Genomic DNA, 19,594 nt, shown 5'->3' on the forward strand with positions numbered 1-19,594 from the left:
TACCTTTCTCCTCTCATTGACCTTCAGGTTTGTCGGCTCTTGCTTGGGCGTTTTCATTACTGTACTGAAAGTTTTTATAGCGCGTCCCTAGTTTGTTGATATTCGCTTTAAGGCACTGCTCGCGGCTGATACCTAACCCCTGACGCAAACCTTCCATGTAAAACTCCAAATCCCCAAGCTCTTCAATGACATTTTCCAGGTCCAACTCTTTGCGATAAATCACTTGTTTTTTGATGGCGTCCAAGAGCTCTCCGGCTTCGCCACTGATGCCAATGGCCATGTGCATTGAATGGGCGTCTTCGGCGTTTAGTTCGGCTGCAATTTGTTCTCCGGGCTTGGCCAGAGCTTTAACCATATCAGAATGAGAAATCGTCATTGTTACTCCTTTTGTGTTTTTGCTCAGCATAGAAAAATGTGTGAAGAGATACAATGCCAGTATTTTTACGTATCAGATTTATAGGTAACAAAAATGAAAACAACATAATGACTATACCCAAGCCACCTCAAGATGCCTGCTTCAGAGCTATCACAGCGCTTTCAATACAAGGCGCACTTGAGAAGGAATGTCGGCTACCTTTCAAACAAGTGCAACACAGTAATGGAAGCGCTGTGAAGCTCCCGAAGGGCGGGGCCTAAAAGCATTTATGCGGCGTTAAATTGTATCGACGTGAGAACAACCATGCCATCTCCAATTTACCTTGCCTAAATCCTTTTATTCTCCCGCTGAAGTCGAGTATCTTGAGGTAGTTTGGGTATAAACATGAACTTTTTAGGTGTGGCGGGATTGACTCCGTTTGCGGGTTGTCCCTTGTTGATATTGATACAACTGGTGTCTGTGCATGAAGGCGTTGCCTGGTTCACAATATACAGCGCGCTTATTCTATCTTTTTTGGGTGGTATTCATTGGTATGACGCGCTCAACAGAACGTCTTCTGTATGCCAGCTCTATATCGCCATGCTTCCCAGTATCATCGCTTTTATCGTATTACTATTCACCCAAGGAGCGCTAACATTAATACTGCTTAAAGTGAGCTTTCTAGCCCTGCTGCTTTACGATTTTAAGCAGCTGCAAATGAGCGCCCATTACCTGCGTTTAAGAACGCTGTTAACAGGCGTGGTTATTGGTTGTCACATTGCCATGTTATGGCTTAGTTAACCTTTAGCTTAATTAACGCTGCCAGGGGCCATCGAGTTTTAGCTTTGGCCCTACCGGGATAACCTGAGTGGGGTTGATCATGGTATGGCTGTAGTAATAGTGGCGTTTGATGTGCTCAAGGTTCACCGTTTGAGCAATCCCGGGATATTGGTAAAGTTCCCGCAGATAATTGGACATATTGGGGTAATCTTCTATGCGCTTGATGTTGCACTTAAAATGTCCCACATAAACAGCGTCAAAGCGTACCAACGTGGTAAACAAGCGCCAATCCGCCTCAGTGATCTGAGTCGCAACTAAATAGCGCTGTTTAGACAGAATATCCTCCACCTTATCCAAGGCGCTAAACAACGCCGCAACCGCCTCACTGTAGGCCTCTTGCGTCGTGGCGAAGCCGGATTTGTAAACGCCATTATTAATGTTGTCGTAAACGAAATCATTGATTTCATCAATCTCGCTACGCAATGCTTCAGGATAGTAGTCATCGCTATTGCCTGTGAGGTCATCAAACGCCGAATTGAAAATACGCAGGATTTGCGACGATTCATTATTGACGATTTGTTGTGTCTTTTTGTCCCATAACACTGGCACGGTAACACGAGTAGTTATGTCTGGCTGCGCACGGGTGTAGATTTGATGTAGGTGACTCGCTCCGAAAAGATGATCCTCGGTAGCCTCAGGAAACGGATTCTCGGCTGTGGAAAATTGCCAACCTTTGTCTAGCATATCAGGATGCACTACCGAAACCGAGATGTGCTCTTCCAGCTGTTTGAGTTTGCGTAATATCAGGGTCCTATGAGCCCAAGGACAAGCCAAGCTGACATACAAATGATAACGCCCGCTTTGTGCCTCAAACTCAGAACCAGGAGCAATCTGATGGGTAAATTGTGATGCCTGACGAACAAATTTTCCGCCGCTCTTTTTGGTGTCATACCACTGATCTTGCCATTTACCTTCAACTAATAAACCCATGAAAAAATCCTCCTGTATTTGATGTTGCCATTCAATCATCTAAAACCGTTAACAAAAAGTGTAAAGAATAGCCTGAATCATTCGAATAATTAGAAAATTGTCACTGCTTGAATTATAGAAATGCTGCTACACTTAAAAAAAACATAAACATCATTAACTTGCATGAGCGATAAATGTAAATACCAATCACAATGTGGTGAATCTTGCACCGAAAACGATCTCGGCTCGGGTTACTGTTTCTGGCACGATCCCCATGTTGATAAAAGTGGCATGAACCTGGCAGAACGATTGGAAGCCCATATCCGAAGAGGTGGCACCTCGAAAGGTCTAAAGCTCAAACGGGTTAATTTGGCCGGCATTAATCTGGTCAATCGCAGCTCTAAGCACGGCTTTGATTTATCTGAATGTGATCTATACCGCGCCAATATGAAGGGTGCTCATCTGTTTAACCTGACGTTGCGCAACGGCTCTTTAATGAAAGCCAACCTCAATGAAGCTAATTTGCACTGCGCCGATCTGCAAGGCACCAATTTGCTGGGCACCAAGCTGGAAGGCGCGCGTATCGATAACATCAATGTCGGCGAAAAGCTGCTGCAGGAAGGTATCGCACTAAAGAAAAAGAAGGAACACGACGAAGAAGCCGCAGAAGACAATTTTGAACAATCAGAAGAGATTTATCGCAACCTGCGCAAACGTGCAGAAGATCAAGGCCTGTTCCAGTTAGCAGGACAGTTTGGTTACAAAGAGCTCATTATGCGCCGCTATCAGCTTGAGCCATGGTCGTTTAAATGGATATTCTCGATGCTGGTAGACAAGCTTTGTGGCTACGGTGAAAAACCAGAAAATACTGTGGTTTTTTCCATGTTCCTCATTCTTATCAGCGCAATTTTGTATTTCTTATTCGGCGTGAATCACGGCTCAGAGCGCCTGCAACTGGATTTTTCCGCAGGACTTGGAGAAAACATTACCACCTTTTTTATGACCTTGTATTACAGCGTGGTCACCTTCACCACGCTGGGTTACGGAGACATCACCCCTTTCGGTATCACGCGCTTTTTTGCCGCGCTGGAAGCCTTTATTGGTAGTTTTACCATCGCTTTATTCGTCGTGGTATTCGTAAAGCGCATGACCCGTTAGAGCTTGTCTTTTAACTTGTCAAAAATGGCATCAGCAATCGGCAGAGCTGATGTCGCAGCCGGTGAAGGCGCATTGCCCACATGTAAACTGCGTTGAGTATGAGCAAAGCGAAAATCGTGAATAAGTTCACCATTATCAGACACCGCCTGGGCCCTGATACCGGAGGGGTATGGCAACAAATCTTCAATGGCAATTTGTGGGCAGTACTTTCGCACTAAACTCAAATAAGCTCGTTTGTTCAAGGAGTTGCGGAATTCCTCAAGGCCAGATCGCCAGTTATTGCGCACCACTTTGCGAAAGCCGGAATAACGTACCATATCCAGTAACTCATTGAGCTGTAACTGGGTTTTGTTATAGGCCTCTTTGCCCAGAGCCAACACCGCATTGGGCCCTACCGTGACATAACCGCCTATCATAAGAGTTAAATGCACCCCCAGAAAAGGTAACTCTGGATCGGGCACAGGATAAATCAGGTGTTGCACAAGCTTGTTATATTTATCCGGTAATCGAAAATACTCCCCCTTGAAGGGGATAATTCGCCAATCAATATCCGGGAGCAATTGCCGAATCAACTCATCAGAGTAAACTCCGGCGCAATTCAATACTAGTTCACAGTACAACTCGGTATCTGCTGTTTTGACGGTAACTCGCTGTGCGGTTTCATGCAGAGCTAATACCGTAGAATCATATCTGACTTCTCCACCCGCTTGTTGGAACAAATGTAAAAAATGCTGGGTTAAGCGCTTGTAATCAGTGATCCCGGTTTGTTTGACATAAATCGCTCCCACCCCAGCGACTGCGGATTCTTTTTGTTGCAACTGTTGTTGAGTCAATAACTGCGGCTGTAAATTATTTTGCTCACAGCGTTGATACAATGCCTGCATGCGCTGCTCTTCTTGTCCATCAGTCGCCACAATCAGTTTACCGCACTGATGATAAGGCAAATTGTATTGCTGGCACCATGCAATAGTCCGCTCTAAACCTTCACGACAATAACGCGCTTTCAGACTCCCCGGCGCGTAATAGACACCAGCGTGGATCACCCCTGAATTTCGGCCAGTCTGGTGCATTGCGGGCGTAGACTCTTTTTCCAATAACAGGACTTTCAGGCCGGGTTTAGCCTGCATGACCTTTAATGCGCTGGCAGCTCCCACGATACCGCCGCCAATAATGATTAAATCGTAGTGGCTCAATCTTCTTTTCCTTTCACGTCAGTCCACCTTTTATATCGTTTATCACAGCCACAGCCAAATATGTTGTGCTATTTTTGCAAAAAGCTGGCAACTGGTTAGAATACCGCCTCATTTATTCCGGTGTGAGCTTTATGGATCTCTACAATCAGCGATTTGGCGGTATTGAACGCCTGTACGGTGAACAACAATTAGCCTTTTTAAAACAAGCTCATGTCTGCGTAGTGGGCATTGGTGGTGTCGGTAGCTGGACCGCCGAAGCACTTGCCCGTAGTGGCGTTGGTAAAATCACCCTGATTGATTTAGACGACATCTGCGTCACCAATACCAATCGTCAAATTCACGCATTAACCGATACTGTAGGACAAAATAAAGTTGATGTGATGGCACAGCGCATCAAACTCATCAACCCAGATTGCGAAGTCCACCCCATTATGGACTTCGTTACCGACAAGAATGTAGCAGAATATCTAAAAGACTTTGCTTACGTAGTTGACGCCACAGATAGCGTTAAAGCAAAAGCCGCCATGATAAACCACTGTAAACGCCAAAAAATACCAGTGATCACCGTGGGCGGTGCCGGCGGCCAGGTAGATCCCACCCAAATTACCGTCGGGGATTTAGCTAAGACTACACAGGATCCTCTTGCAGCAAAACTGCGCAGTTTCTTACGTCGTTTTTATGGCTTTAGCCAAAACACCAAGCGCCGATTTGGTGTGGAGTGTGTTTACTCAACTGAACAGCTGAGATACCCGGATGCCAAGGGCAATGTCAGCTATGCCAAACAAATGACTGGCGGTGTAAAACTGGACTGCAGTGGCGGTTTTGGTGCCGCAGTTACTGTTACTGCAACTTTTGGATTGGTTACTGCTTCCAGGGTAATTAACAAACTTATTGAGAAAAACTTCACCCAGATCAAATAACGAGCATATAACCGAAATTTTATTGCGACAGATTTGTTTGCATTTCGACATTCAATTAAACTGGCTAATATGTTTCTAAAGCCACTTAACAAGCATTTGTGAACCGCAGCTACAACGAAGTGCTATTCGCCGCTCTTGAGAAGAAAAATAAAAAACAAGGATGGATGACCACCTTCGCAGATATGATGATGCTATTGCTGTGCTTCTTTGTGCTGCTTTTTTCGTTTTCTCACACTAATCAGCAAAAATTTAACTCAGTATCCGCGTCATTTTCGCGGGCTTTTGGGTTGCCAGATAATGCCTGGTTGCTCCAACAAGAGGCGGCTAACAGTACTGTTGAATTAGAAGTGGGAGACAGCTTACTGGGGACGCGACAATATCAACCCTCTTCTTCCTACGATATCCCCTCAGAAAAGGCAAAAGAATCCCCACCCGACGTGCTGCATACTTTGAAAAAACGCTTGCAACAGTCGTTTACAGGCGCTCCCGAGAAACGCGGTGTTATTTTTGATTTGCAAAGTAACGTATTGAAGATTCAACTAGATAGCACCATTGCGTACGCATCAGGTAGTGGTTTTTTGCAACCCAAAGCGGAGAAATACCTCCACGAAATAGCTTCATTGTTAATTGATATCCCCGGCAGTATTGAAGTAGTTGGTCATACAGACAACCAAGCGGTTGATAACGACCTGTATCAGAACAACGTTGAGCTGTCACTGGCCAGAGCACAGGCAGTTGCCAATGTGTTAGCACACAATTTACCTCAGCGTACTATAGCGATTAGTGGCAAAGGTGATTCACATCCTATCGCGGAAAACAGTCACCAAGAAGGCAGGACACAAAACCGCCGGGTGGAAATCATTATAACTCATGGGCGCCATCAAGTATCTTCTCTGCCACTAGCAATTAAGGAAACGTCAAATTGAAGCTGTTTCGTTCATTCTCACTAGAAAAAGGCGTTCTGGTTGGTGGCGTTTTGCTGCTGTCAGGGTTCTCTTTTGCCTTATTCATGAGCCAGGGTGCCCTGAATGTGTACTTTAGTGCGGCGTCATTTTTTATCGTCGTTTTTGGTTCTCTAGGTGCAGTTTCTCTGAGTGTCAGGTTTGAGAACCTGAAAACATCAGTTGCTCACAGCAAACACGCTTTCACGAAAAATACGGTTCACATCGAAGATAGCATTGAAACCTGTATCCATCTGGCTAATTTATATCGAAAGAAAGGAATTCTATCGCTGGAGGATGAAAAAATAGAGGATGACTATATTCAACATTGCGTTGACTTACTGTTAGACGGATATGACAGTGAAACCATAGAAAACATGTTGAATAAAGAGATATTTTACGCCAGGCAACGCCACGAAAAAACTATCGAAGTGTTGGAAATACTGGCGGAAACAACCCCCGCAATGGGAATGATTGGGACGCTAATCGGTTTAGTGGCGATGTTAAGTGGATTAACAACCCCAGACACAATCGGGCAAGGGATGGCTGTTGCACTGCTTACCACACTCTACGGCGCTGTATTAGCAAACTGCTTGTTGCTACCCATGGCCAGAAGAATGAATGAATACAGCAGCGAAGTGTTTATTCATCAATCACTGGTAAGAGACGCCATCATCAAAATAGCTAATAAAGAGCCCCCAAGAGCAATCTTTGAATTTCTACAAACCTATATTGAAAAACACAAACGCCGAAGCATTAAAGAATTGAATATTTAGCGATGAGCTCACTTAGAAACAGTATTTTCTGATTGCTCAGTTGGCGATAGTCAAAATAAGGGCAAACGATCAAAGGTAATTCAGGATGAATGGCAAAGTCCTTATTTAACCATTCCACCTTGCCTTCCAGGCCACAAGATTTTGCCCAGGCTTTTCCCATTACAATATGTATCTGGTGGGACTCAATTGCCCCCAACTCAGGTTTGCTGAACAGTAAGACACTGTTAGATTTAGCTTGAAACAAGCACGTATCACGCCACTGCTGCCAACTGGCATAACCTTGCAATTCATTGTGTAGTTCAAGCTTTAACGCGAACACCAGTTTTGCATACACATTGAATACTTTGCGCCAACCATTGCCGCAAGCATCCCCGATTTGTTTCACTTCACCATCTTGCAGGGCCCGAATTCCCTGTTGTTGAGGTATGTCTTGGTAATTGGGAATGTTTCCCATGTAAACCCGAAAGCTCGCGTCACTATCCCCCAATCCAACGGGTATTGCCTGTTCCATCAATAAATCCTTACCTGATTAGTCGCTAACAATAATAGCGAGAAGCCAAAATTTAGCGTACCCTGCCACTGGTCTGATGTGTTAATGGATGATGATAATGAAGATGACCCCCTCAAAATTGCGATTTTTACTTAATTACTGCTTCGGGCCTTACCAGGGTGCCGGCGTGAGAATCGAAACCTACAGCGCTGACTGGCGTTATTGCAAGGTTTCCATGAAGTTGCGTTGGTACAATCGCAATGCGGTAAATACTCATTTTGGTGGCAGCCTGTTTTCCATGACAGACCCACATTTTATGTTGATGCTGATGAATATTCTGGGCAAGGATTACACGGTTTGGGACAAAACCACGGAAATCGACTTTGTTGCCCCTGGCAAAGGAAAAGTTAGCGCCGAGTTCGTCATCACCGACGACATGCTAAGGGATATCAAAGAAAAAACAGCGGAAGGTGAAAAATATCTGCCCACTTATCACTTAAGTATCGTAGATGAACAACAAAAAACAGTCTGCAATTTAAAAAAGACCCTGTATATTAAAAAGCGGCAAAACCAGCGAGCCCGATTTTAAAGCAGAAAAAAAATCATAACTAAAAATGGCGGCTTACCACCTGATAGAGGAGTGATACATGCACCCCAATGAGCAACTCATCCACCAGTTTTACCAGAGCTTTCAAAAACTGGACGCAGAAGCGATGGCAGACTGCTATCACAAAGACATCGAATTCAGTGATCCGGCCTTCCCTGATTTAAAAGGAAAAATGGCCGGAAACATGTGGCGCATGTTGTGCTCCCAGGCCACAAATTTTGAGTTAACTTACTCAGATGTCATGGCCGATGGCATGTCTGGCTCAGCTTATTGGCAAGCCAGCTATGATTTTTCCAAAACCGGCAGACGGGTACATAATAAAATTCAGGCCAGCTTCCTGTTTGAAGATGGCAAGATCATCCAGCACGTAGACAGCTTTAACTTTTGGCGCTGGAGTAAAATGGCATTAGGTCCTGCCGGATTACTACTGGGTTGGTCCCCATTGTTGCGCAGTAAAGTCTCGGGCATGGCAAATAAAAGCTTACAGCAATACTGCGAAAAACATCAGCTGGTTTAGCAGCACTACTGGTCAGAGCCAACCTGTAGTGCTTCTACCAGCTTTTCCATTACATCTTTTCTGGCGGAGGTTTTGCGCCACACAAGGCCGATGGTTCTTTTCGGTACGGGTTCGTTAAAGGGAATATATTTGATCCCGACCTCATTTTCTTGAATAGCAATTTTCGGCATAAAAGTGATCCCCGTGCCCGCTTTAACCATTTGACGCAATGTTTCCAGTCCCGTTGCACGGAAGTCTTGTTCCTCCGCCAAGCCCTGACGTTCACAGATTTCCAATGACTGATCACGTAAACAGTGCCCTTCCTCTAGCAACAGTAGCTTGTGTTTTTTCAGGCATTTTTGGTCAACACTGTCTCTACTTGCCAATTTGTGATCGGGTGCAACTGCAAGGCAAAACTCATCCTCAAACAATTCCTGGGACACCATGTAATCATCGTGCACAGGTAACGCCAATAAAGCCGCGTCGATTTCACCATGCCGCAACTTATCCATTAAGAACAGCGTCTTATCTTCGATGAGTATCAAACGCAGTTTGGGCAGTACATTTTTCACTTTGGTGACGATGTCGGGAAATACATAAGTAGCCAAGGTAGGAAATGCCCCCAGGCGAAATTTTCCAGCCAAGGGGTCGCGAGAACTTTCGGCAATTTCCTGAATGGATTCAATTTCGCTCATCACTCTTCTGGCGTACGTGGCAATCTGACTCCCGGTTTCAGTGAGCATGACCCGCCGATTAGTGCGCTCAAATAAAACCACGCCCAACTGTTCTTCCAGCTTTTTGATCTGCCCACTCAAGGTGGGTTGGCTGACAAAACACTGTTCTGCAGCCTGGCCAAAATGCTCAAGATCTGCCACCGCCAAAAAGTACTGTAAGTCTTTGATATTCATAGTTCACCGGAATGTATAGGCAATACCTATTATTTACATAGAAACAAACGATTCTGCGGAAGAATAAATAATTGATAACCTGAAAACAATAGGAACGACCGAATATTCCATTAGTTTCTAAGATCTAATCAGACTTTTTATCGGTATCAAAATTACACGAACGATGACGAGCAAATGGTTCCCCGTTCGTTAACCCTACAAGAGGATTGAATATGAAAACGTCCAGGTTATTTAAAACGACTGCGCTGGCGAGTGTCATCGCATTATCACTTTCTCAAGCAGCGTACAGTGCAGAGTCAAGCAAGCCAGGTGGTGCGATGGGCATGGGTAAAGTGGCTCCCACTCAAGCCAAATCCAACTTATTTTGGTGGCCAGATCAAATTGATTTGTCACCACTTCGCGATCACGATGCCCGCTCTAATCCACTCGGTGAAGACTTCGATTATGCCAAAGCTTTCAAAACATTGGATTACGATGCCCTGAAATCAGATATCAACGATGTACTCACCGACTCCCAAGATTGGTGGCCAGCAGACTGGGGCAACTATGGTCCCTTCTTTATTAGGATGACCTGGCACGCCGCTGGTACCTATCGTACTCATGACGGCCGAGGCGGCGCAGGCGGTGGTCAACAACGCTTTGACCCACTCAATAGCTGGCCAGACAATGGCAATCTGGACAAGGCTCGCAGATTACTTTGGCCGGTGAAACAAAAATACGGTGAGAGCATTTCCTGGGGTGATTTGATTGTGCTCGCCGGTAACGTTGCACTGGAAAACATGGGCTTTCAAACCTACGGTTTCGCAGCAGGTAGAGACGATGACTGGGAGCCTGATATGGTGTATTGGGGCCCGGAAGTGGAAATGCTGGCCAGTGACCGCAGAGATTCAGATGGCAAGTTGAAAAAACCGCTGGCAGCAGTGCACATGGGGCTGATCTACGTGAATCCCGAAGGTCCCGGCGGTAAACCTGATCCACTGGCTTCAGCCCAAAACATTAGAGAATCTTTTGGGCGTATGGCCATGAACGACGAAGAAACTCTCGCTCTTATCGCTGGCGGCCACACCTTTGGTAAAATGCATGGCGCCCACAAAGCGTCGGAATGCGTTGGCGCAGAGCCTGGCGCGGCCCCTATCGAAGAGCAAGGTTTTGGCTGGAAAAACAAATGCGGTAAAGGTCATTCTGAAGATACAGTAACCAGTGGCCTGGAGGGAGCCTGGACACAAGCTCCTACGCGTTGGACCTCATTGTACCTCGAAAACCTACTCAAGTTTGACTGGAAACAAACCCGTAGTCCGGCCGGTGCCATTCAGTGGATCCCCACTGATGAATCACTACACAAATCCGTTCCCGATGCTCACATAAAGGGCAAATTTAACCCGCCAGTGATGACTACTGCGGATCTGGCGCTGAAATTTGATCCGGAGTACCGAAAAATCGCTGAGCGTTTCCGCGCCAACCCAGAAGAGTATCGCCTGGCATTTGCCAAAGCCTGGTACAAACTGACTCACCGAGATATGGGACCCAAAGCCAACTTCTGGGGCAGTGAAGTACCTGAAGAAGAGCACATCTGGATGGATCCCATCCCGGCAGCCGATTACAAAACGGTATCAGACCGAGACGTGAAGAAACTGAAAAAAGCGATTCTGGATTCAGATCTTACGGTTTCAGAGCTGGTGCGCGTAGCATGGGCATCAGCGTCTACCTATCGGGATTCTGACATGCGTGGTGGTGCCAATGGTGCACGTATCGCTTTAGCCCCACAAAAAGACTGGTCTGTTAACAACCCGGCTGAAGTACAAAAAGTATTGAGTAAGCTGCAGGACATCAAACAAGACTTTGACGGCAAGCGCAAAAAAGTGTCACTGGCGGATCTGATTGTATTAGGTGGTGCAGCCGCTATTGAAAAAGCCGCTAAAGATGCGGGTATAGAAGTGTCAGTTCCATTTGCACCGGGACGCGGTGATGCAACTCAAGCACAAACGGACGTCAACTCGTTCTCGTTCCTTGAACCTAAAGCGGATGGTTTCCGGAATTATTATAGCGAGGGCTATTACAAATCTCCGACGGATGCACTCATCGACAAAGCTGATCAGCTGGCACTAACGGTACCAGAAATGACCGTTTTAGTAGGTGGTTTGCGTGCTTTGGGCGCCAACACAGGAGATGCACAACACGGTGTATTTACCGACAAGCCTGGTACGCTGAATAACGACTTTTTCGTTAATTTGCTGGATATGTCCACTCAATGGCGAAAAACCGATAAGCCGGGACTCTATGAGGGCGTAGACCGGAAAAGTGGAGCGGTTAAATACACGGCCACACCGGTAGATCTGATTTTCGGCTCCAGTTCTGAGTTGCGTGCAGTTGCGGAAGTGTATGCTTTTGATGGCAGCCACGAGCGCTTTGTAAACGACTTCGTTGCAGCTTGGGTAAAAGTTATGCAGGCAGATAGATTTGAACTCTAATCCGGTTCAAAACTCATAACGGTTAAACGGGACATCTTAGGTGTCCCGTTAATTTATTCCGCGAATTTATTTCAAACCCCATTTTGTTTTAAGCTTTTGCAGTTTTCCGCTGGCTTTTAACTTATCCAGTGCCCTCTTAAAACGGCTCACCAGCTCTGGCTGGCTGTCTTTTTGAAACGCGATGGACAACTCGCTGTCCAAATCTTTCGCGCGATGAACTTGTTGCACAAAACTCTCTGGCAAATTTAACTTCTTCAGAGCCGGCAACATCGCTGTTTCAGCGGCGATAATGATATCTGCGCGCCCTTTGATCAGCATATTCACGCGATTTGCTTCACTGACATTGCTATCCCCTCCCCCCATAACATACAAACTGGAAAACCCGTTGCTACGTAGCAGTTGATGAGTGGTGGCTTCTTTCACCACAGCAATTCGGTATTGTTGAAAATCCGACAGGATATCTGAGCTTACGATGCCCGACTGTGACAAACTCCAGAAATACAGTGTTTCCGTAGCAATGCTTCCCACCCAAGCAAAGAGCGGCTCTCTCTCGGGTGTGCGGCCTATGGAAAAGATCATGGTATCGGGAGTGGTAAGTGCATTCTGGTATGCCACCGCCCAAGGTAGTAACTCAATCTGCAATTCATCTCCGGTAACAGCAGCGAGCTCATTTGCCACATCGATACTGTATCCGGTTAGCTGATTATCTGCATTCAATTGCTGATATGGGAAGAACAACTCTGTAACCACATTTACCGGGCGTGCGTTTGCTACCGTGCAGAAATACAAAGTGATCAGGAATAACATCCCTCTTCGCATAATCAACAGTACCTATGCCAGAATCTTAAATACTCAATAGTCATTAGCATAACGCCGATACAGAAAGTTGCCAATGTTGTCGGCATCTTTGCACTAATACTTTAGGATAATAAAAGAGAGGACAGAAAGGTGGTTACCCACCTTTCCAGGGAGACGCACTGAGTGCTTGCAGGTTCACTACGCCTGCACAATCACTATACTGAATTATGTATCCTCGCAAAGCACCTAAGTGACGTATGGCAAGTTTGCTGACACGAGTGGCAGATATACGGGATAAACCGGGAATGGCCCTAGGGAGACCATAATCTCTCGCCTATTTTATATAGAGCATCTCATCCCGAGTGGGCGCCATTACGGCGAGAACCTTATTCTGCAAAGGGTGCGGCACTCCCGCGTCGGTCATGGCATTGATAAACAAATCCACACCGTGGTTAAAGTCACTTTCGTTAAGGTTCATCCCGGTATGCACATCTGCCATAGTATCGCCGGTATATTCACAGCCCCCCCCCGTTAAAGAGCATAAGTGTTCATTGAGCTTTTCTCTGAAGCGAGCGATATCGGAACCCCGAAAATAGCTCAACATGATTTCGTCTTTTTCAATTTCGACAATAAAATTATCCACTATGTCGGAAACCTTAGATGCACCTCCTAGCTCCTGGTACAAAGACTGCTGAGTACTGGCGCAAGCACTGAGTAAAACCAAGCTTATAACGATTAATAATTGCTTCATAAGATCACCAAATCTGTCCGCTAATTGACAGATACAATCCATTTTGGTCCTGAACGCCAGCGATGCTGCCCAGCTTGGCATAGGCCAGGGTGACATTAAAATCTTTTGACGGAATCCAGGCAATGAAGACATCTTTCCAATCATCCTCACCTAACCCTAAGTTGTCCGGTTTTTGTCGATATTCAATTCCGACAGCGAAATGCCTTGAAAATAGCACGCCCAACGAACCTTCGAACATAACTTCATAATCATCATCATCCACATGACCAAAGCCCAAAAGACCGGTTTGATTCGCCTTGGTGGCTCTTAAAGTAGTGTTCCACACCGTGTTGTAACCAAAAAAGCCCCCCAAATGCACTTTGGTGGCCGCGATATAAAAATCCGTACCACTGTCCGCGTTATCAGCGCCCACTGCCGCAGCGATGGCTCCATCATCCAACACTTTATGCTGCAAGCCGACACTCACCTGTGGCCAATCACTGTAAACAACATCACCATAAACTCGATATTTGAGGCCATAAATATTTTGTTTAATTTCTGCTCCCAAAGGCTCTACATCGAATTTATGCTGGGCAATACTGATTTCCACCTGATCGTAAAAAGACATGCTGGCCCCCAACACATCCAGCTGAAAATCATCGACATTAACTTGGGTATAAAACGCCGTCGCCGCCACCTGATCGCGACTATCATATCCTGCCAACGTTGCCCAAGGTACAATGCCTCCGCCACCCGAGCCCTCCAGCATGTTCAGCCCTGCCGTACCAATCAATTTGCCTGTTGCCGCCTGCGTTATCGGGCTTGCCAGCCACAACAGCAAAAAAAAGAATTGGCTTCTGCATCGATTGTTGTTTTTCACCATTAAGTTACTCGTTAGTTTGATTCAGTTATTCATTGGTCTGTCGATGTCTTCAGCTACGGCTCTGGTTTCTGTTCAAGCTTATGTTCACTCGCGGCCAAAAGTACCGGAGCCAAAAGTTGAAGTGTTTTCTTTTTGTAGTACCGGTAACAGACTTAATGTTAATACCCTATTCTCATCGCCTGACATGGTAAGGCTTTCAGTTTTGCTGCCAGTTTGCGACATGCGGGGATGCCAATAACTCACTGCGCCGGTATCAGGCAACTGCACCACGCCATTTTTATCAGAAACAGCCATCGCAGAATTGGGCTCAGCAACGAAGATATAGCCAATCATCTGGTCGTGAATATTGCACCCCAGAGCTACCACTCCAGCACGAGCAAAATTGATAGGTGCTGCCGGCCTGTTGCGATAAAGCTTTATTTCGAAGGGATTACTTTCGGAAAAACTGTAAACATGATGGCGAATGTTATCACTATTGGGAAAATCCACATCCTGACCAGCAACAATTGCTGTGATATGAGGCACAAATTGTCGATCAACCTGATCCACAACCACCGGTTGAGCCTTAACTTGTGCGGGCGTATCAGATGGCCAGGTAAATACAACATCAGGTAAGGGATTTCCTTCCTGATCCACCACTTTCACCTCAGAAGCAATGGCAGCTTGTACCACCAAACTAAAGATGCACAATAGTTTTAACAACAAATACCCTCGCTTCATCCAGCCCTCTTTTTCTTTGCTCACTTGCAACATTCCAACCTCATAACAATTATAAATGCTAGGTTATCTAACCCTGATTTACCACAGCAGCTATTCATTGCCACTCAATTTGACACTCTATTTTTTACTGTCCTGCGTTTTTACCAGGCTGTTCAATTTCACCAAATGCAGAATTCCCGTTGCCAGCATGATCAGCAAAAACCACAACATCCATTGACTCTTGATACTGTATAAAAAGCTATAAAGCACACCACTGAGCAATAAAAAAATGCCCACTGTGGTATTGCCCGCTCCCACAAATCCGAGTCGGTTATTCTCATTGGTTACGTTCAATAGAAGTGTTTTTCTACCAACTCTGATGCCGTCATAGCCCACCAGAAGAAGATAAAACAAAACGAAATTCAGCCATTGCGGTAGTGCATCTGCTGCCCAAATGATGATGAGCAAGGCTACTAAACACAAACAGGAGGCAACGAATAAGGTCAGAATATTGCGTTTATCCGACATCCATCCCCACAAATAAGAAGCGGTTACAGCCGATAACCCTGATGCTAGCACCAGCCAGCCTATCGCTAATTGCGCCCCCTGAGCCATAACAACAGTAATAAAAGGAATGGCTAACATGGCATGCAATAAAAAGCACCGACTGAGCACCAAGTGTCGCAATAATGCGTTATCGCTAAATTGTGCAAAGATACTCAGTGTCTCATCCTTATCCTTCGCTTCTGTGCTTGTTTGCACCGAGAAGCTGAACAGCAATGCCACGATTACCGATGCCAAAACAACTACAAAGCCCATGTTGATCAACCATCGGTTTTCGCCAAAAAAATCTGCTATCAGCAACAAGGCGAAAACGATACTCAATACACCAGACAACGAAGATACAAACCCAGTAAATCGGCCTCGCCTTTGTTTATCTATCACATCCGCCTGAATATCTTTGCTGAAAACGGAGGTAGAAGCGCGTCCCAGACTCAAGACCGTTAAGGAGAACAAAATTCCCCAGGGCATGAGCTTTTCGGTGAGAAACAAGCCAGTAAAGACAAAACCAGACACGCCGAAAAGCTGCACAACAATTCCAATTCGCCATCCAAAATCCCTGCGAGAGTGACGGCCCAAAGCACTTTGCTGAATCCACCATTGCGGCAGCATGGAACCCGCCTCACGAATTGGAGCCAGCAGCGGTAATAACCAAGCACCGGCGGGTAAAGAAGCAATTAACCAAGGTAATGTTGTCTTGGGAGAAATCAGCAAGTCGATGACTTTATTATTGATCTGCGCCAGAAGCAGCGCCGCCTTTTGTTTCATTCTTACCTCTTAGTGGCGTTGTCTGTGAAAAAATTTCCGCCACGTGAAATCTTTACATACGGTATTTTACTGTCGAAGTTCAAACAAGTTTTTATGTTATTGATTTTATTGAATTTAACAATCTTGGTTTGGTTGTTGCTTTGTCAGGATAGCAATAAAACTAGAGCCAATGGAGAAAAACAGCAACATGATCGAGTTAATTGTCGTTTTCGTATTAATCACCGTCTGGTTGACGAGATTTAAAAACGTTTCCGAGTTTATACAAACCCTGATCTGTTGCTTTTTGCTTGGTGTTGTCAGTCTGCGTATGTTGCGCATGGCAACAAGGTCTTTATTGAATCGCCGATGTAATTAGTTCTAAAGAGGACATGACATGAAAACACCGAAAAGCAGACCTTTTTCCCTCTATTACTGTGGCGCAACATTGCTGCTTCTGGTGCCAGTAATATTGTTGCCCTCACCGCTGATCAGTGCTTTTTTCGGCTGGACGGCCATATCCTTTGGGATCGTAGCTTGTGCCTACCTTTTTAAAACACCGCAGATTTTTCGAAAAAAACAAGACGGTCGTATCCCAGCGGCTATCTCATGGTTACTTTGGCCGTTTCTGCTTTGTGTCCACCTATACAATAAAATTGCGCGCAAGCGAGATCCGGTTCCGCCATTACAAGAGATAGTTCCCGGTCTTTATCTGGCAAGAAGACTCCAGCCCGGCGACATAGAAGAACTGGAAAAACACAACATTTCTTCCATACTGGACGCCACTGCAGAATTCGATGCCTTGCAATGGACCGCTACCTCTGCGGATATGTCCTATCTGAACATACCGATACTGGACCACCAATATCCAAAAGAGGATGAGGTACTCAAAGCCATAAATTGGATCCACGGACAACGAGCCAGCAATAAAAACGTAGTGGTTCACTGTGCATTGGGAAGAGGTCGTTCAGTGTTCCTCGTAGCGGCTTACTTACTCACACAGAACAGTGATAAGACGGTGCGAGAGGTATTAACGGATATCAATGTTATCCGACAAACCGCGGGCTTAAACATGTCGCAATTGCGCGCGTTAGAAAAAATCCATCAAAGTGAAAAGATAACGCTCTATCCCAACGCCTGGATTGTAGCTAACCCCGTATCTGGCGGCGGGAAATGGCCGCAATATCGCAAACAAATTTGCGACTTGTTGGGTCAATACTACGCCCTTACCGTAGTGGAAACGACAAAAGACTGTGACGGTAAGGCATTAGCTCAAAAAGCGGTAGAGGCAAATGCGGATATGGTCATCGCCGCAGGTGGTGATGGCACCGTGAATGAGGTTGCAGATGTGCTTAAAGGCACTGCGATACCAATGGGATTAATCCCCTTAGGCACCACCAATGCCCTGAGTCATGCTCTTTGGGGATTTAAAGCCAAGGCATTTCCGATAGAGACAGCCTGTGATGCCTTAATCCATCGCAAAATTGAGAAGTTTGATATTGGTTTGTGTAATGAAGAGCTATTTACCTTAGTGCTGGGCATCGGTTTTGAATCGAGAATGATCGAACTTGCCGACAGAGACAATAAAAATGAATCAGGACAACTTGCTTACTTAAATGGTTTGTTTCAGGCGATTAACGAAGATCAACAACACCATCTTGAAATCAAGTTCAACGATGAAGACTGGTTGACACTAAGCACCAAAAGCTTAGTGATTGCCAATTCAGCGCCCCTGTTCACGTTGCTGGCTCAAGGAGGTGGCAGGCCCGACGCCAAAGACGGCAAACTGGATATCACCTGGCTGGATGAAACTTACCAGCAAGGCACGGTGAGTGGCATGTTGCAACTATTGTTATCAGAGGTAAATGAGCCTCAAAACCCTACCTTTAAACACAGGCAGGCGGAGCAAGTCACCATCAAAGCAGGTGAGCAGATTACCTACAGCCTGGACGGTGAAATGAGGAAAGCCAAATCATTAAGCATAAGCGTGTTGCCAGAAGCATTGCAAATTATCACCTTACCTGAGGACTGATTACCCGGGGAATGAAGGCATCAACACGAATTCATTGGAAAACCATTGAAAAATTTTCAGCCCGGTGTGTAAAAAACACCTGTTGGAGCAAACTAAAGCCGCTTTTAATGCAATTCAAACTGAATTTTTACATTGTATTTCAATCACTTAAATAAATTAAAAAGCTAGCATCAATTTTGCTTTGATACTTACATAAACAATGAGGAGAGTATCATGTGTTTTAACAGCGTTCTTATTCAGGTAAGCAGTGACAATAGTTTCCAACAACGCATTCATTGGGCTCAGAAACTGACCAGTGCTGAAAATAGCCGAATTCACGGTGTTTACTTTCAATCTGAGCTAAGCACCATGGCGGAGTCTGCACCTGATTTAGTCATGGCTCCGGAAGGCGTGGCCTATGTTCCCGAAATAGCGAAAAACAGTAAAACCATTTTAAAGGAAGATTTGCAAAACGTTCGCAAGCTGATCAACGCATCAAACCTTGATGACAAAAGCTTTCACTGGATGACGGTGCCCGGTGAACTGGATGAGCAGCTTCCCTTTGTATCGTTAACCCACGACCTGGTCGTGCTCAGCAGAAACTGGTTCAATGGTTATGACAAGGTTAAACTAAATTCCCTGATATCCGATTATTCTGTCTCGCTAAGTGCCCCCTTGCTGGTATTGCCCGAACACGTACCAGAGCACGAATTCTTTAAAAAACCGTTAGTTGTTTGGGATAACAGTGCCCAAGCCGCTCGTGCACTAAAAAGTGCGCTGCCATTGCTAACTAAAGTGGGTACAACCGGTATTTTCTGTGATTTTCACGGGAGCGATGAATACGACATTGTGGCACTTGAAGAAGTTGCTTCATGGCTTGAATGTCATGGCATTACTGTGACAACGGTTAACAGTGCGCAGGACAACAAATCGCTTTCTGCATCAATCCACGACGTGGTTGCCGAGAACAATCACGACCTCGTCATCACCGGGGCTCAACAGGAGTCTATGTTGCGCAATATGGTGTTTGGCAATCAAACAGAGCAAGTCCTGGCCCAGTCCTGCGTCCCAGTATTCATTAATAATTAAGTCTGCTTTTGGCAGAAA

General features: G+C 45.6%; 20 protein-coding genes. 10 read left to right on the forward strand and 10 right to left on the reverse strand.

Annotation, left to right across the window (positions count from 1 at the left end; all coding sequences use genetic code 11):
• Positions 1 to 13 precede the first annotated feature (13 nt).
• A complete protein-coding gene (locus ACXAGP_RS02255) occupies positions 14 to 376 on the reverse strand; it encodes a nucleoside triphosphate pyrophosphohydrolase family protein (RefSeq protein WP_475259254.1) in 363 nt (120 codons plus the stop codon).
• A gap of 384 nt (positions 377 to 760) precedes the next feature.
• Between ACXAGP_RS02255 and ACXAGP_RS02260 the strand changes: the two genes are divergently transcribed.
• Complete coding sequence (locus ACXAGP_RS02260) at positions 761 to 1,156, forward strand: DUF3429 domain-containing protein (RefSeq protein ID WP_475259256.1); 396 nt, start codon at positions 761 to 763, stop codon at positions 1,154 to 1,156.
• 12 nt (positions 1,157 to 1,168) lie between these two features.
• On the opposite strand, the gene ACXAGP_RS02265 is transcribed toward ACXAGP_RS02260, so the two are convergent.
• Positions 1,169 to 2,125, reverse strand: a complete 957-nt coding sequence (locus tag ACXAGP_RS02265; RefSeq protein ID WP_475259257.1) for a glutathione S-transferase family protein — start codon at positions 2,123 to 2,125, stop codon at positions 1,169 to 1,171.
• Positions 2,126 to 2,287: 162 nt separating this feature from the next.
• On the opposite strand from ACXAGP_RS02265, the gene ACXAGP_RS02270 reads away from it, so the two are divergent.
• Positions 2,288 to 3,262, forward strand: coding sequence for an ion channel (locus ACXAGP_RS02270; protein ID WP_475259258.1), 975 nt, complete (start codon positions 2,288 to 2,290; stop codon positions 3,260 to 3,262).
• On the opposite strand, the gene lhgO is transcribed toward ACXAGP_RS02270, so the two are convergent.
• Positions 3,259 to 4,455, reverse strand: coding sequence for an L-2-hydroxyglutarate oxidase (lhgO, locus tag ACXAGP_RS02275; RefSeq protein ID WP_475259260.1), 1,197 nt, complete (start codon positions 4,453 to 4,455; stop codon positions 3,259 to 3,261). The genes ACXAGP_RS02270 and lhgO overlap by 4 nt on opposite strands.
• Positions 4,456 to 4,586: 131 nt before the next feature.
• On the opposite strand from lhgO, the gene tcdA reads away from it, so the two are divergent.
• From tcdA to ACXAGP_RS02290, 3 genes are all read left to right on the forward strand, one after another.
• Positions 4,587 to 5,375: a tRNA cyclic N6-threonylcarbamoyladenosine(37) synthase TcdA gene (tcdA, locus tag ACXAGP_RS02280; protein WP_475259503.1), complete on the forward strand. Its 789-nt coding sequence runs from the start codon at positions 4,587 to 4,589 to the stop codon at positions 5,373 to 5,375.
• 98 nt (positions 5,376 to 5,473) lie between these two features.
• Positions 5,474 to 6,301 carry an OmpA/MotB family protein gene (locus tag ACXAGP_RS02285; protein WP_475259261.1) on the forward strand — a complete coding sequence of 276 codons (828 nt, stop codon included), beginning with the start codon at positions 5,474 to 5,476 and terminating at the stop codon, positions 6,299 to 6,301.
• Positions 6,298 to 7,092, forward strand: a complete 795-nt coding sequence (locus ACXAGP_RS02290; RefSeq protein WP_475259263.1) for a motility protein A — start codon at positions 6,298 to 6,300, stop codon at positions 7,090 to 7,092. The genes ACXAGP_RS02285 and ACXAGP_RS02290 overlap by 4 nt, the downstream gene beginning before the upstream one ends.
• On the opposite strand, the gene ACXAGP_RS02295 is transcribed toward ACXAGP_RS02290, so the two are convergent.
• Positions 7,073 to 7,603 (reverse strand): DUF6942 family protein, encoded by a 531-nt coding sequence (locus tag ACXAGP_RS02295; RefSeq protein ID WP_475259264.1) that lies wholly within the window; start codon positions 7,601 to 7,603, stop codon positions 7,073 to 7,075. The two genes, ACXAGP_RS02290 and ACXAGP_RS02295, sit on opposite strands and share 20 nt — an antisense overlap.
• 103 nt (positions 7,604 to 7,706) lie before the next feature.
• Between ACXAGP_RS02295 and ACXAGP_RS02300 the strand changes: the two genes are divergently transcribed.
• Both ACXAGP_RS02300 and ACXAGP_RS02305 read left to right on the forward strand, forming a co-directional pair.
• On the forward strand, positions 7,707 to 8,171 hold the full coding sequence (locus tag ACXAGP_RS02300; protein ID WP_475259505.1) for a DUF4442 domain-containing protein: 465 nt from the start codon (positions 7,707 to 7,709) through the stop codon (positions 8,169 to 8,171).
• A 58-nt stretch (positions 8,172 to 8,229) separates the two neighbouring features.
• Positions 8,230 to 8,706, forward strand: a complete 477-nt coding sequence (locus tag ACXAGP_RS02305; RefSeq protein ID WP_475259265.1) for a nuclear transport factor 2 family protein — start codon at positions 8,230 to 8,232, stop codon at positions 8,704 to 8,706.
• Positions 8,707 to 8,711: 5 nt separating this feature from the next.
• Here the strand turns inward: ACXAGP_RS02305 and ACXAGP_RS02310 are convergent, their stop codons facing one another.
• Positions 8,712 to 9,593: a LysR substrate-binding domain-containing protein gene (locus tag ACXAGP_RS02310; protein ID WP_475259266.1), complete on the reverse strand. Its 882-nt coding sequence runs from the start codon at positions 9,591 to 9,593 to the stop codon at positions 8,712 to 8,714.
• 212 nt (positions 9,594 to 9,805) lie between these two features.
• Between ACXAGP_RS02310 and katG the strand changes: the two genes are divergently transcribed.
• On the forward strand, positions 9,806 to 12,061 hold the full coding sequence (katG, locus tag ACXAGP_RS02315) for a catalase/peroxidase HPI (RefSeq protein WP_475259267.1): 2,256 nt from the start codon (positions 9,806 to 9,808) through the stop codon (positions 12,059 to 12,061).
• Positions 12,062 to 12,127: 66 nt separating this feature from the next.
• Here the strand turns inward: katG and ACXAGP_RS02320 are convergent, their stop codons facing one another.
• The 5 genes from ACXAGP_RS02320 to ACXAGP_RS02340 all read right to left on the reverse strand — a co-directional run bounded on the left by ACXAGP_RS02320 (position 12,128) and on the right by ACXAGP_RS02340 (position 16,500).
• Complete coding sequence (locus tag ACXAGP_RS02320) at positions 12,128 to 12,880, reverse strand: substrate-binding periplasmic protein (RefSeq protein ID WP_475259268.1); 753 nt, start codon at positions 12,878 to 12,880, stop codon at positions 12,128 to 12,130.
• A 313-nt stretch (positions 12,881 to 13,193) separates the two neighbouring features.
• Positions 13,194 to 13,610, reverse strand: a complete 417-nt coding sequence (locus tag ACXAGP_RS02325) for a group I truncated hemoglobin (RefSeq protein ID WP_475259269.1) — start codon at positions 13,608 to 13,610, stop codon at positions 13,194 to 13,196.
• A 4-nt stretch (positions 13,611 to 13,614) separates the two neighbouring features.
• Entirely contained in the window at positions 13,615 to 14,472 is an 858-nt protein-coding gene (locus ACXAGP_RS02330; protein ID WP_475259270.1) for a DUF3034 family protein, read from the reverse strand.
• Positions 14,473 to 14,556: 84 nt separating this feature from the next.
• Entirely contained in the window at positions 14,557 to 15,216 is a 660-nt protein-coding gene (locus ACXAGP_RS02335; RefSeq protein ID WP_475259272.1) for a methylamine utilization protein, read from the reverse strand.
• 93 nt (positions 15,217 to 15,309) lie between these two features.
• A complete protein-coding gene (locus tag ACXAGP_RS02340; protein WP_475259273.1) occupies positions 15,310 to 16,500 on the reverse strand; it encodes an MFS transporter in 1,191 nt (396 codons plus the stop codon).
• Positions 16,501 to 16,873: 373 nt separating this feature from the next.
• Between ACXAGP_RS02340 and ACXAGP_RS02345 the strand changes: the two genes are divergently transcribed.
• A complete protein-coding gene (locus tag ACXAGP_RS02345; protein ID WP_475259274.1) occupies positions 16,874 to 18,508 on the forward strand; it encodes a diacylglycerol kinase family protein in 1,635 nt (544 codons plus the stop codon).
• A 213-nt stretch (positions 18,509 to 18,721) separates the two neighbouring features.
• Positions 18,722 to 19,576 (forward strand): universal stress protein, encoded by an 855-nt coding sequence (locus ACXAGP_RS02350; protein WP_475259275.1) that lies wholly within the window; start codon positions 18,722 to 18,724, stop codon positions 19,574 to 19,576.
• Positions 19,577 to 19,594: the final 18 nt, after the last annotated feature.

Source organism: Planctobacterium sp. AWM4_229 (assembly GCF_056160305.1).